We start from the raw sequence: 13697 nt of genomic DNA on the forward strand, positions 1-13697 counted from the left end.
CTCCCCAGGCAGCAATCAGCCGTAATGGCAGATGTAGTGAAAGGCCTCATCCACTTCGATGTCGAAGCTCGAGTCGCCCGGAATGCTGAACATCTCGCCCGCCGAGCAGCTCTTCCACTCGCTCTCGCCCTTGAGCAGGTAACGGCAACCACCCGCCACGCATTCCATGATTTCGGGCTTGCCGGTACCGAAAGTCAGCTTGGCCGGCAGGACGACACCGACCGACTTGTGATTACCGTCCGCGGTGATGAAGTTGTGGCTGACGCATTTGCCGTCGAAATACACGTTGGCCGCGGTCTGCAGTTCAACGCCGGAATATTTTTCGGTGATGCTCATGAAGATCCCTTTACTCGATGCCCAGATAACGCTGGATGAGAGGCTTGGAGATGAACCCGAGGAAACCCAGGCCAAGCGCGACGAACATCCACATCGTGCCGTACTTGCCCGCCTTGGACTTCCAGGCCAGGTTGCCAATGATGAAGATCATGTACAGGATCAGGGCGGTGAGCAGCACCTTCAGCGAGATCGCCTCGAACTCGGCGACCGTCAGGCCGAAGATGGTCGGCGGGGTCTGCATGCCTTGCTACCGCCCCATATCCCGTCAGCCGCCGCGCCGGGTCTTGGCGTTGGCGGCAATGCGCATGCGCAGCGCATTCAGGCGGATGAAGCCGTGGGCGTCACGCTGATCGTAGGCGCCGGCATCGTCCTCAAACGTGGCAATGGTCGGATCGAACAGCGAATCGCTCTTCGAATCACGGCCGGTGACGATGACGTTGCCCTTGTACAGTTTCAGGCGCACCCAGCCATTGACCACGCCCTGCGTCTGGTCGATCAACGCCTGTATCGCCTGGCGCTCGGGGCTCCACCAGTAGCCGTTGTAGATCACGCTGGCGTAGCGTGGCATCAGGTCGTCCTTCAGATGCGCGACTTCGCGGTCGAGCGTGATCGACTCGATGGCGCGGTGGGCCTTGAGCAGGATGGTGCCGCCCGGCGTCTCGTAGCAGCCGCGGCTCTTCATGCCGACGTAGCGGTTCTCGACCAGATCCAGCCTGCCGATGCCGTGCTTGCCGCCCATTTCGTTGAGCTTGGCGAGCAGTTCGTGCGCCTTCATGCGCGTGCCGTTGATGGCCACCAGATCGCCGCGCTCGAATTCCAGATCAACGTATTCAGCCGCATCCGGCGCTGCTTCCGGCGACACCGTCCAGCGCCACATCGACTCCTCGGCCTCGGCAGCGGGGTCCTCGAGGTGACGGCCTTCGTAGGAGATGTGCAACAAGTTGGCGTCCATCGAGTAGGGCGAGCCGCCCTGTTTGTGCTTCATCTCGATCGGAATGCCGTGCTTCTCGGCGTAGGCCAGCAGCTTCTCGCGCGACAGCAGGTCCCACTCGCGCCACGGCGCAATGACCTTCACGTTGGGCATCAGCGCGTAGTAACCGAGCTCGAAACGCACCTGGTCGTTGCCCTTGCCGGTCGCGCCGTGCGACACGGCATTGGCGCCGCTAGCCTTGGCAATCTCGATCTGGCGCTTGGCGATGAGCGGACGCGCGATCGAGGTACCGAGCAGGTACTCGCCTTCGTAGACGGTGTTGGCGCGGAACATCGGAAACACGAAGTCGCGCACGAACTCTTCGCGCAGATCGTCGATGAAGATGTTCTCGGGCTTGATGCCGAACTTCAGCGCCTTGGTGCGCGCCGGCTCAAGCTCTTCGCCTTGGCCGAGGTCGGCCGTGAAGGTCACGACTTCGCAGGCATAGGTATCCTGCAGCCATTTCAGGATCACCGAGGTATCCAGCCCGCCCGAGTAAGCGAGCACGACTTTGTTCACATCGCTCATCTGTGTTTCCAGTCAGTTTGGCGCGCAAGGCGCCGTGATTGAATTCGTCGTTCCCGCTCAACGCAGCCCACGTCGAGAACCCGCGCGATACTTCCGTCCGACGCGCTGCACTTGTAGCCGCGCGGCGGCTAGGTTTCTACCTTGCCGAGCAACAGGAACTCCATCAGCGCCTTCTGTGCGTGCAGGCGGTTCTCCGCCTCGTCCCACACCACCGAATGCGATCCGTCGATCACGTCGGCCGTCACTTCTTCGCCACGGTGCGCCGGAAGGCAGTGCATGAACAACGCCTCCGACCTGGCCACCGCCATCATGTCGGCATCCACGCACCAATCCGCAAAGGCCTTCATGCGTTCTTCGTTCTCGGCCTCGAAACCCATCGACGTCCACACATCGGTGGTCACCAGATCGGCGCCCCGGCAAGCGTCCATCGGGTCGGCAAACTCCTCGAAATGGTCGGTGCCGTAAAGGCCCGCACGTTCCGGTTCGACTTCGTAGCCCGGCGGAGTTGACACGTGCACGTTGAAACCCAGCACCTCAGCCGCCTGTAGCCAGGTGTTGCACATGTTGTTCGAGTCGCCGATCCACGCCACGGTCTTGCCCTGAATGGGGCCGCGGTGCTCGATGAAGGTGAAGATGTCGGCCAGGATCTGGCACGGGTGATATTCGTTGGTCAGGCCGTTGATCACCGGGACGCGCGAATTCGCGGCAAAGCGCTCGATGATCTCCTGCTCAAAGGTGCGGATCATCACCGCATCACACATGCGCGAGACGACCTGCGCAGCGTCTTCAACCGGCTCACCTCGGCCGAGTTGCGAGTCGCGCGTATTCAGATAGATCGCCGACCCGCCAAGCTGATGCATGCCCGCTTCGAAGGACAGCCGCGTACGCGTGCTGGCCTTCTCGAAGATCATCACCAGCGTGCGATCGAACAGCGGGTGATACGGCTCGTAGCGTTTGAACTTGTCCTTGATCCAGCGAGTGCGTTCGAAGATGTGGTCGTACTCTTCGCGGCTGAAATCACGGAACTGAAGATAATGTCGGGGCGCAGTCATAGGCTGTAATCACTGCGCCAGAAAGTCGCGGAGCAAGGGGGCCAGCAACTCGACCAGCTTCGCCGCGTCCTGCTCGCTGAAGGTCAGCGGAGGGAGCAGCCGCACCACGCGCTCGGAGGTGACGTTGATCAGCACGCCGGCGTCGAGCGCCTTGCCAACCAGCTCGCCACACGGCCGATCAAGCTCGATACCGACCATCAGACCGCGGCCGCGGATGTCGACCAGCCCGGGAACGCCGTCGAGCGCCTTGGCAATGCCCGAACGAATGGCGTCACCCACCTTCACCGCGCTGGCCATCAAGCCGTCGTCTTCAATGGTCGCAACGGTCTCGAGCGCTGCGGCGCAGGCCAGCGGATTGCCGCCGAAGGTCGAGCCGTGGTTGCCCGGGCCGAACAGCCCCTTGGCCCGACCTGAAGTCAGGCAGGCGCCAATCGGCACACCCGAGCCAAGGCCTTTGGCCAGCGTCATCACATCGGGCTTGACGTCAGCATGCTGGAAGCCGAACCACTTGCCGGTACGGCCCATGCCGCACTGCACCTCGTCGCAGATCAGCAGCCAGCCGCGCTCGTCGCAGATCTGGCGCAGGTCGCGCTGGAAGGTCTCATCGGCAATGTGAACGCCGCCCTCGCCCTGAATCATTTCCACCATCACGGCGACGACGTTCGAATTGTGCTCGGCGACCTTGCGGATGGCTTCGATGTCGCGATACGGCACACGCAGGAAACCCGAAACCAGTGGCTCGAATCCGGCCTGCGCTTTGCGGTTGCCGGTGGCAGACAGCGTCGCCAGGGTGCGGCCGTGGAAGGCGCTCTCCATGACGATGATGGTCGGGTTGCTGATCTCGCGCTTGTGGCCGTGCATGCGCGCGAGCTTGATCGCAGCCTCGTTGGCCTCGCAGCCGGAATTGCAGAAAAACACCTCGTCCATGCCGGACAGCGCCGCCAGACGATCGGCGAGCTCTTCCTGCAGCGGGATGCGATAGAGATTGGAGGTGTGCAGCACGCACGCCGCCTGCTGGGCGATCGCACGCACGAGACGCGGGTGATTGTGGCCCAGCGTTGACACCGCAATGCCGGACAGCGCATCGAGATAACGCTTGCCGGTCTCATCGAAGAGCCAGACACCTTCGCCATGGGTAAACGCCACCGGCAACCTGGCGTAGGTATTCATCAGGTGCGACATCGGTAATCCCCGGTCGGATCAATCCAGAAACGCACACGGCGGCAGGCGCCGCCGTGGGTCGGAAAGCGCAAGATACTAAGCGAAAGCGCCGCGAAAGTACAGGAAACGCGGGCGCTCAAGCCCGCACAAGTACCTGCAGCACAAACGAAAACGGCGGCCTTGGCCGCCGCATTCGCTTCATCCGGAACGGATCAGGCAGCCATCGCCTTGACGGCGGCCGACAGGCGGCTCTTGTGACGAGCGGCCTTGTTCTTGTGGATGATCTTCTTGTCAGCGATGCTGTCGATGGTGCTCATCGACGTGCTGAACACCGTCTGCGCGGCAGCCTTGTCACCACCTTCAACAGCCTTGCGAACGGCCTTGATGGCGGTACGCAGGCGCGAACGGAGGCTGATGTTGTGACCGCGGGCCTTGACGGCCTGGCGGGCGCGCTTGCGGGCTTGTGCCGAATTGGCCATGTTTGTTCTTCCGAGGTAATAGGTTCTACGAAACGCGGCAGTCTACCGGGTGATCTGCAAATGTGCAAGGCGCGGTTTCGTTCGGGCAAGTGCCGCAGCCATTGAGGCAGGCCACATGGTAGCGCGGAAATCCACACGAGCCCTGTCGATCCAGCGCGCGGCAGCGGCTCGACGCAAACCTGCCCACTCTTCCCCGGTATCATGGCGGCTTTCACCCCAAAGCCCGCCGCATGAACCTTCTTCGCGCCCTCGCCACGGTCAGCAGCATGACGCTGATCTCGCGCGTACTCGGCTTCGTGCGCGACTTCGTCATCGCGCGCACCTTCGGCGCTGGCGTGGCGAGCGACGCCTTCTTTGTCGCCTTCCGCCTGCCCAACATCCTGCGCCGCATGTTCGCCGAGGGCGCCTTCTCGCAGGCCTTCGTCCCCATCCTCGCCGAGTACCGCAACCGCCGCGGCGAGGAGGAAGCGCACACGCTGGTCAACCGGGTCGCCACCCTGCTCGGGCTGGTCGTCACGGCCATCTCGCTGCTTGGCATCGTCGCCGCGCCGATCATCGTCTACATCTCGGCACCGGGATTCGCGGCCGACCCCGGCAAGTTCGCGCTCACCGTCGAAATGACGCGCATCACCGCACCCTACATCCTGTTCATGTCGCTGGTGGCGCTGGCTGGCGGCGTACTGAACACCTGGAGCCGCTTCGCGATTCCGGCCATCACGCCGGTGCTGTTGAACCTGTCCTTCATCGCCATGGCGCTGTTCGCCGCACCGTATTTCGACACGCCGATCCTGGCCCTGGCCTGGGCGGTGTTCATCGGCGGCGTGCTGCAGCTCGCACTGCAACTGCGCCCGCTGGCCAGGATCGGCATGCTGCCGCGCTTCGATCTGAACCTGTCCGACCCCGGCGTGCAGCGCGTGATGAAGCTGATGCTGCCGGCCATGCTGGCGGTGTCAGCGGCGCAGATCTCGCTGTTCATCAACACCATCTTCGCGTCCTTTCTGCAAAGCGGCAGTGTGTCGTGGCTGTATTACGCCGACCGACTGATGGAATTCCCCGCCGGCCTGCTCGGCGCCGCGCTCGGCACCATCCTGCTGCCGGGGCTTTCCAAACTCAACGCCGACGGCAAGGCCGAGGAATTCTCGTCCATGCTCGACTGGGGCCTGCGTCTGACGCTGCTGCTGACGCTGCCCGCCGCCCTGGCGCTGGCGGTGCTGGCCGTGCCGCTGATCTCCACCCTGTTCCAGCATGGCGCCTTCACGCCGCAGGACGTGCTGCACACGCGCACCGCGCTGGTGGCCTACAGCGTCGGCCTGACCGGCCTGATCGCGGTAAAAATCCTCGCCCCCGGCTTCTACGCGCGACAGGACATCCGCACCCCGGTGAAATTCGCCCTGATCACGCTGGCCGCCACACAGGTCATGAACCTGATCTTCATCGTGCCGCTGCAACACACCGGCCTGGCGCTGTCGATCGGCCTGGCTTCGTTGCTGAACGCCGGCCTGCTGTATCGCCGCCTGCGCCTCAACGGTGTGTATGCGCCGCTGCCGGGCTGGACGCCGTTCGTGCTCAAGCTTGTGGCCGCCCTGATCGTGCTCGGTGTGGTGCTGTGGTTCAGCATGGGCGAACAGACAGCGTGGCTAGAGTGGTCCGCCATCGAGCGCCTGTGGCGCCTCAGCGCGCTGGTGGCGGGGGGCATGGCGGCCTATTTCGCGACGCTGTTCGTGCTGGGCTTCCGCCTGCGGGATTTCCGCAAGAACGTGGCGCGCTAGACACCAGCCTTCCGGCCCTCGATCTCCGCCACCAAGGTCTCCACGGCACGCTCACGTGTAGTCTCATCGGCCACACCCAGCAGCGCCGACCAGTCCGGATGGCCGCGCGCGCGCGACAGCGTCGGCAGCAGGGCATCCTCGCGCCAGCGCTCACCCTCGACCGTCTGGCGCAGCGGCTCCACGGCCGCGTGCCCTCGCGCCTCCAGCGCAGCCACCAGCGACAACTCACGCAGCGCCAGCAAACGCAGGATGGAATCGTCCACCGCCAGATCGCGCTTGCCGCTGAGAACGCCAAACACCCGCTCACCAAAATGCCGCACGGCCTGCACGCCGCCGCCAGCCAGCGCGCCGATGGCCGCCGCGGCGCCCAGCGTCATGCCGCCGAACATCAGATCCACGCCGACGCCAGCCGCCGCGCCAGCCGCCGCGCCGGTGCCGAGCTTTACGCCCATGTCTCGCACCGTCTCGGGGTGGAACAGGTCATGCTCCCAACGCCCGTCGGCCAGCGGCAAGGCATCGGCATCCACATCGTTGGCGCGGAAGCGATACAGCGCGAGCAAGGCATCGACGCACGCCTGTTCATGACGACGCACTCGCCCCGAAAGCTCCTCCACCGCGACGCGCTCGGCCGCCTCATCCCCCGCGTCAATGCGCAGCCGCGCCGCAGCAACATCGATCAGCAAGCCGGCAACCAGGCGCAGCGCGGCCACGTGGCGCTCCTGCGCCTCACGCTCGCGGCAGGCGATGAGTCGCTCCAAAGCCGGCTGCCAGACATCGAGCACGGTGCCGAGCTTTTCATACAGGCGGCGCTCGCCATCACGCTCGGGGGCCACACTGTCGAAGCGCACCACGGCATGCAGCCCGAGACGCGACAGCGCCTCACGCCAGGCGGATTCGTCCGCCTCTGCGCTACGTACGAAGTTGAGCACCGGCAACAGCGGCACGGCGCAGGCGCCCAGAATGGCCAGTTCGTCGCGGTGCTTGGCCAACACCGGATCACGCGCATCGACCACATAGAATCCAGCGTCGCTGGCCAGCAACTGGCGCAGCACCTTGGCCTCCTGCTCGAAGCGCGCACGCGCCGCATCGCCCTGCAGGAAACGCTCGATGCGCGCTGGGCCGTCAAGGCGGCCGCCATCGTCCGCTGCGATGCCTTCGAGCAGTTCAAGCAGCGCGATCGGGTCTTCCATGCCCGGCGTGTCGTACAACTCGACCAGCACATCGCCGTCAGCGATCAGGCGCACGCCTTCGACGTGGCGCGTCGTGCTTGGCCGGCTCGACACCTCGCCGAAGCCGGTGTCGCGCGACAACGTGCGCATCAGCGAAGTCTTGCCGGTGTTGGTATGACCGACCACCGCAAGGCGTACCGGCCGGGTGCCGTCAACGTGTGTCATGCACTCTCCCCCACGAGCCAGCCCAGCGCCACCGCTTCATCGGAGATGACGGCATCGGCCCCCAAACCCACTCCTTCCAGCGCCTCAAGCCAGCGCTCCGCGCGCTCACCCGAGGCGCCTACCAGCCACACCGCGCAGCGCCCGGCATGCTGTGACAGGTCGGTGATCAGCGAGAGACTGCCGCGATCCGGCGACAGACGCCCGTCGCATGCCACCAGCAGACGCCGCGCCGGGCTGGACGCCAGCGCCTCGCGCAGACGCGCACGCTGCTCCCGCGAGTCCGCCACGCCGATGTTGCGCACGCCCGGCGGCAAGTCCGGCGGCCAGGGGCGATCGGCGCGCAGCTCGATACCGGCCAGTGTGGGGGGGCCGTCGAACCCGGCGCGGTCGCCGACATGCGCAAGCGCAATCGAGGGCGGCGCGGCATCGGTCACGCCCATGCGCTCGCTGGCCGGCGCGAGTTCCGTCGCCAGCTCTGCAAATCCCGGCAAGGAGACATCGAGCCTGAGCCGTGCCCGCCCCGACCGCACTCGCGCCATGCACGCCGCCCACAGCAACGCCCGCGGCAGCCAGCCATACACCAGCACGCAACCGACCAGCCACCAGGCCCAGGCGCGGCGGGCCGACTCGTCCGTCAGGGCCGACGTTCCGCTGGCCACGACCGTGGCCGCATCCGGCACCGGAAAACCGAGCAGGGCGGGCAAACCACCCAGCGCCGCAACCAGATCGACAAAGAACGCCGGAGACAGCAAGGTCGTCTCCCACACAAAGACATGACTGCGCAGCAGAAAGGATGCGGTCAAACCGGCCAGCGCGCCGGTCAGCGCCATGCTCCACACCGCATGCGTTGCCGCTCCCAGCCACCATCTCATCAGCCCTGCGTGACGGTGCAACGACACGAATGCGCGCGGCACCTCGGCAGCACCCGACGCCATGCGTGCGGACAGGCCGCTCCAAACCGCGGCAAACCCGAGCGGCGCAGCGCCGGCAAACACAAACCCGACCAGCCATATCACCAGGCTCAGCACATGCAGCCCCAGCAATCCGCCCAGCGCCCACACCACGTTGATCGGCCGCAAACCATCGCCCGCCACCGCCAGACCGCCCCCCACCCCGGCAACCAGCGCAAGCATGAGCAGCACCAATGCCACCATGCGAACGCGCCCCGACCACGTTTCAAGCGCTTGCGCCAGGCCCAGGCGCCCGCCCAGCCGCACCGCACGCGCAACAATGCGCGGCTCGAATCCCGCCGCCTCGCTGCGCGCCGCCACCATTACCGCAGCATCGACGACCCTGCCTTGCGCGCGTTCGTGCAGGCGCACGGCCTCGGCCAACCAGCGAGCTTCAAAGGAGAGAGGAGAATCGGGCAGCATATGACGCAGATCAAATCCGGCTGAATCGAGCCCATAGCATAGCCGAGACGCCAGCGCAGACAGGATCGCCGCCGGTTATACTTCTCTCGTCAGCACGCACATGGAATGACATGAGCAAGCTCCCGCTACAACCTCTGGACATCGCACGCGAAACGCTCAGGCAACTGGCGCAGCGCCGCATTCCGCCCACGCCGGACAATTTTCGCGAGCTCTATCACGAAATCTCCGGCACGCTCGCTGATACGCCCTTCCCCTCTCCGGAACTGCGCCGCATCGCGTCCGCACTGCCGCGCGACACCCAGGAGCGCGTGCGCCTGGCCAACCAGTTCGACGACGCCATCGACAGTACTGACTGGACTGCCATCGGCAACGCCCTGCACGCCAGCCTGGCCGCCTTGCCTGACGCCCCGCCCGCGTGGAGCGCGCTGCTGCGCGAACTGATGGGCCAGATCGACACGCCCCACCAGCGCCTCACCCGCGCACGCAAGCTGGCCTCGCTCGACCACGTGCTGAGCGCCAACGCCAATAACGCAGACCTGCTCTTTGCTCGTCTGCGCGGGCTGGTGCAGGGTTGGCAGCGAGAACCACTGGGCGACTCGCGCACAGAATTTGCCGAAGCCGGCACGGAAGACACCCCGACCCCGGTCGTCGAACGTCGCGCCAGCCGTCCGACCGAAGAGGCCGCGCCGTCTGCGGGCGACACCCCGTTCGCCCAATGGCTGGTGGTGCTGTTGCAACGCGGAGTCGTCCCGCTGCTGGCCGACAACGCAGCCCTGATTGCCGAAGCCCTGCAACTCGCCACCTCGATTGCCTCGGCCGCGCAACAGGACCAACCCGACGAGAGCATTGCCGCCCGCCTGCGCACCTTCGCCGCGCAGCTCGAATGGGCCGGCGAGGACCAGCGCGCCATCCGCGGGGCCCTGCTCAATCTGCTGCGCCTCATCGTGGACAACATCGGCGAGCTGGTCATCGACGACCAGTGGCTGCATGGCCAGGTCGCAGCGCTTGGCCGCATGTTCGACATGCCGCTCGACATTCGCGCGCTCGACGACCTGGAACGTCGCCTGCGTGACGTCATCGACAAGCAGAAGCACCTCAAGCGCCAGCTCACCGACGCGCAGGAACGCCTCAAGAGCATGCTCGTCGGCTTTGTGGACCGGCTGGCCGGGCTCAACGAGTCCACCGGCGCCTACCAGCAGACCCTCACCGAATGCGCCGAACGCATCCGCAGCGCCGACGACGTCAATCAGCTCAGCGATGTCGTCGAACGCCTGCTGGCAGAAACACAGGCCGTCAAGGAAACCACCGAGCGCTCCAGCGCCGAAATCGGCGCCCTGCGCGAACAGGTCGACGCCGCCAACTCCCTCATCACCCGACTGCAGCGCGAACTCGACGAGACCAGCGAACTGGTGCGCTTCGACCCGCTCACCGGCGTGCTCAACCGCAAGGGACTGGACGAGGCACTCGAGCGCGAGATCGCGCGCATGCGCCGCCAAAGCCTGACGATGTGCGTCGGCCTGCTGGATCTCGACAATTTCAAACAGCTCAACGACACCTTCGGCCACCGTACCGGCGACGAGGCCTTGCGCCACCTCGCCGACGTTGCCCGCGGCGCCCTGCGCCAGGAAGACATCATCGGCCGCCTCGGCGGCGAGGAGTTCCTCGTGCTGCTGCCCGACGCAGACGAAGAACAGGCCACCCAGATCATGACGCGCCTGCAGCGCGCGCTGACCACTCACATCTTTCTGGCCGACAACAGCCGCGTCCTGATCACCTTCAGTGCCGGCATTGCCCGCGTACTCCCCGACAGCACCGCCCACGACGCCATCGACCGCGCCGACAAGGCCATGTACGCCGCCAAGCGCGCCGGCAAGAACCGCGTCCTCGTCGCGATCTAGCCCCCTGCCTCACCCCCTGCTCCGCTGCAAAGGCGGATGCACTGCACCACTGCGCCCTGCGATTCGGGGTTTGAATACCTAAAGACTTCCCGCCAATTGCCGTTAACTCATCCGTGGCCAGACCGGAAACATCGGGCTGACCGCCGGCGGCGGCAATCCGTCGGGGTGCGCAGGGCGAACATCAAAATTTCCCGCCTCAACACCCTAAAGTTTTTCCGCCGCCGGCCGTTAATTGAATCATCGGCAGGCAGATCGAGCCTCAGCGGATCAAGCGGCCGGGATAACCAACCCCTCTTTCTCGAAGGAGAAGAAGAATGTCTCAGGTAATCAACACCAACGTCGCTTCGCTCAACGCCCAACGCAACCTGCAGTCGTCGCAGAGCTCGCTCGCGACCTCGCTGCAGCGCCTGTCCTCGGGTCTTCGCATCAACAGCGCGAAAGACGACGCCGCCGGCCTCGCGATTTCGGAGCGTTTCACCACCCAGATCCGCGGTATCAACCAGGCCATCCGCAACGCCAACGACGGTATCTCCCTGGCCCAGGTCGGTGAGAGCGCGCTGGCCGAAGTCACTACCAACCTGCAGCGTATCCGCGAACTCGCCGTCCAGTCGGCCAACGCCACCAACAGCGAGTCCGACCGCGCCGCGCTGGACCTCGAGGTTCAACAGCGCCTGGCCGAAATCGACCGCGTTGCTTCGCAGACCGCCTTCAACGGCCGCAAACTGCTTGACGGCAGCTTCGGCAGCGCCACCTTCCAGATCGGTGCCGAAGCCGGCCAGTCGATCAGCCTGAACCTCGGCGCCAGCGCCAGCACCCGTCTGTCCGCGATCGGCCAGGTTGCTACCACCACCACGGCCGGCGCGATCGGCGCCTCCTCGACCGGTGGCAGCAACACGGTTGCGCCGAGCTCCCTGACGTTCGGCACCGCCGGCTCGGTCGATGGCAGCCTGACCGTTTCCGCCTCCAACCGCCTGTTCGGCGACACTGGCGTCAGCGACACGCTCACCCTGGTTCCGGCGAATGCCGACTTTGCGACCGGCGCCAACGCCACGCAAGACGGCACCAACATCCAGACGGTTACCAACTTTGACTACTCTGGCGCAGACCTCGCTCAGTTCGATGTCACGGTCGACGGCAACACCATCGGCATCACCCTGAATGCGGACTACACCGATGCAACGGGTCTCGCCGCGGCCATTGAGGCCCAAGTGCAGGCAGGCGCGGGCGATCTTGCGACCACCACCGTCACTGTTGACGGCGATGGCAACATCCGCTTCGAGAACGCCGGCAACCCCGAAGCAGTGGCAATTTCCGCAGTCGATGCGAACGCCACCGCTGCAGGCTTCGTGAATGATGCTGGTCAGGCCGGCGGCGCAGTCGGCGCCCAGTTCCAGATCGACGGCATCGCGGTTTCCCTCACCACCGACCTTGACGCTGACGTGGCGACGTTCGCCGGCGGCATCCAGACTGCGCTGAACGCCGCAGCGCCGGGCACCTACACGGTCGAGCTGTCCGGCAACGACATCGAGATCCGCAACAACAACGCCGGCTCGGCTGCGGTCACGATCTCGGGCGCCAATGACATCGCCGCCGCTGCGGGCATTGTCAACTCCACCGGCACCACGGAAGCCAACCCGGCCACCGAAGGCACCTTCCAGATCGAGAACGGCGTCACGGACATCGACATCACCCTCGACGAGAACTATGCCGACTTCGACGCACTGGCGGATGCCATCCAGACCCAACTCGATGCTGCGGCAGCTGGCACCTTCACGGTCACCAACAATGCCGGCTCGATCAGCATCGCCCGTGATGCAGGTGGCGTGGTGCAGATCAACAGCGCCAACGGCCGGGCAGCGGGTGCGGGCTTCGGAGCAAGCACGGGCGTGGTCACCACCAACGCCTCGTTCGATGTCGATGACACTACGGTGACCTTGGCCACCGATTACGCCGACTACGACGCGATGGCCACGGACATCGGCACGCAGCTCGGCAGCGGCTATACCGTTACCAACGACAGCGGCACGATCAGCATCGTCAATAACACCCCGGGGTCCTCCGGCGTGGTGATCTCCAACGCCGACGCCAATGCACTGGCAGCGGGCATCACCGAAAGCACGGGCACCGACGGTATCGGCGAGGGTTCGGTCACGTTGAGCGACTTCTCGATCAACGGTGTCAGCGTGACGGGCTCCTTCGCTTCGGCCGACGATCTGGCGACTGCGATCAACACCTCGGTCAGCGGCGTGTTTGCCACGGTGAACAACGGCGCGCTGAGCCTGAGCTCCTCGCAGGCGATCACCCTCGGTGGTGCCGATGCAACCGGTGCGCTGGGCTTCGCCAGCACCTCGATCGAGGCGGACTCGGGCTCGCTGTCGGGCGGCAACGTCACCACGGTGTCCGCGGCAAATGAGATGATCCAGCGCATCGACTCCGCGCTGACCTCGGTCAGTACCTTCCGCAGCACCTTCGGCGCGATCCAGAACCGCTTTGAATCGGTGACGGCCAACCTGACGAGCTCGGTGGAAAACCTCAGCGCCTCGCGCAGCCGCATCCTCGACGCCGACTTTGCGGCCGAGACTGCCAACCTGACGCGTGCCCAGATTCTGCAGCAGGCCGGCGTGGCGATGCTCGCCCAGGCCAACGCCCTGCCGCAGAACGTGCTGAGCCTGCTCCGTTAAGATGAGGGCCTAAAAGCCCCACTGCATGCGCGGCGCGATCCTCCAAAAGAGGTTCG

11 protein-coding genes are annotated in these 13697 nt (G+C 65.4%); 3 read left to right on the top strand and 8 right to left on the bottom strand.

What is annotated here, in order from left to right; genetic code table 11:
* Positions 1-15: 15 nt before the first annotated feature.
* The 6 genes from ppnP to rpsT form a co-directional block, all read right to left on the bottom strand.
* Complete coding sequence (gene ppnP / locus AC6H0R_RS04255) at positions 16-336, bottom strand: pyrimidine/purine nucleoside phosphorylase (RefSeq protein WP_497580096.1); 321 nt, start codon at positions 334-336, stop codon at positions 16-18.
* A 10-nt stretch (positions 337-346) separates the two neighbouring features.
* A complete protein-coding gene (locus AC6H0R_RS04260) occupies positions 347-577 on the bottom strand; it encodes a DUF2788 domain-containing protein (RefSeq protein WP_497572216.1) in 231 nt (76 codons plus the stop codon).
* Between the two features lie 24 nt (positions 578-601).
* The gene (locus AC6H0R_RS04265) at positions 602-1834 is read right to left on the bottom strand and encodes an argininosuccinate synthase (protein ID WP_497580097.1); all 1233 of its coding nucleotides are present in this window, start codon (positions 1832-1834) and stop codon (positions 602-604) included.
* Positions 1835-1962: 128 nt separating this feature from the next.
* A complete protein-coding gene (gene argF / locus AC6H0R_RS04270) occupies positions 1963-2886 on the bottom strand; it encodes an ornithine carbamoyltransferase (RefSeq protein WP_497580098.1) in 924 nt (307 codons plus the stop codon).
* 9 nt (positions 2887-2895) lie between these two features.
* Positions 2896-4068, bottom strand: a complete 1173-nt coding sequence (locus AC6H0R_RS04275; RefSeq protein WP_497580099.1) for an aspartate aminotransferase family protein — start codon at positions 4066-4068, stop codon at positions 2896-2898.
* Between the two features lie 191 nt (positions 4069-4259).
* Positions 4260-4526 (bottom strand): 30S ribosomal protein S20, encoded by a 267-nt coding sequence (gene rpsT / locus AC6H0R_RS04280; protein ID WP_497572220.1) that lies wholly within the window; start codon positions 4524-4526, stop codon positions 4260-4262.
* Positions 4527-4756: 230 nt separating this feature from the next.
* Between rpsT and murJ the strand changes: the two genes are divergently transcribed.
* The gene (gene murJ / locus AC6H0R_RS04285) at positions 4757-6295 is read left to right on the top strand and encodes a murein biosynthesis integral membrane protein MurJ (RefSeq protein ID WP_497580100.1); all 1539 of its coding nucleotides are present in this window, start codon (positions 4757-4759) and stop codon (positions 6293-6295) included.
* Here the strand turns inward: murJ and AC6H0R_RS04290 are convergent.
* Positions 6292-7689 (bottom strand): DUF3482 domain-containing protein, encoded by a 1398-nt coding sequence (locus tag AC6H0R_RS04290; RefSeq protein WP_497580101.1) that lies wholly within the window; start codon positions 7687-7689, stop codon positions 6292-6294. The two genes, murJ and AC6H0R_RS04290, sit on opposite strands and share 4 nt — an antisense overlap.
* The gene (locus AC6H0R_RS04295; RefSeq protein ID WP_497580102.1) at positions 7686-9062 is read right to left on the bottom strand and encodes a DUF2868 domain-containing protein; all 1377 of its coding nucleotides are present in this window, start codon (positions 9060-9062) and stop codon (positions 7686-7688) included. Before AC6H0R_RS04295 ends, AC6H0R_RS04290 begins: the two co-directional genes overlap by 4 nt.
* A gap of 110 nt (positions 9063-9172) precedes the next feature.
* Here AC6H0R_RS04295 and AC6H0R_RS04300 point away from each other — a divergent pair, with 110 nt between their 5' ends.
* A complete protein-coding gene (locus AC6H0R_RS04300) occupies positions 9173-10960 on the top strand; it encodes a GGDEF domain-containing protein (protein WP_497580103.1) in 1788 nt (595 codons plus the stop codon).
* Between the two features lie 314 nt (positions 10961-11274).
* The gene (locus AC6H0R_RS04305; RefSeq protein ID WP_497580104.1) at positions 11275-13641 is read left to right on the top strand and encodes a flagellin N-terminal helical domain-containing protein; all 2367 of its coding nucleotides are present in this window, start codon (positions 11275-11277) and stop codon (positions 13639-13641) included.
* Positions 13642-13697 lie beyond the last annotated feature (56 nt).

The sequence above is a fragment of the Pseudazoarcus sp. NS36 genome (assembly GCF_059703705.1).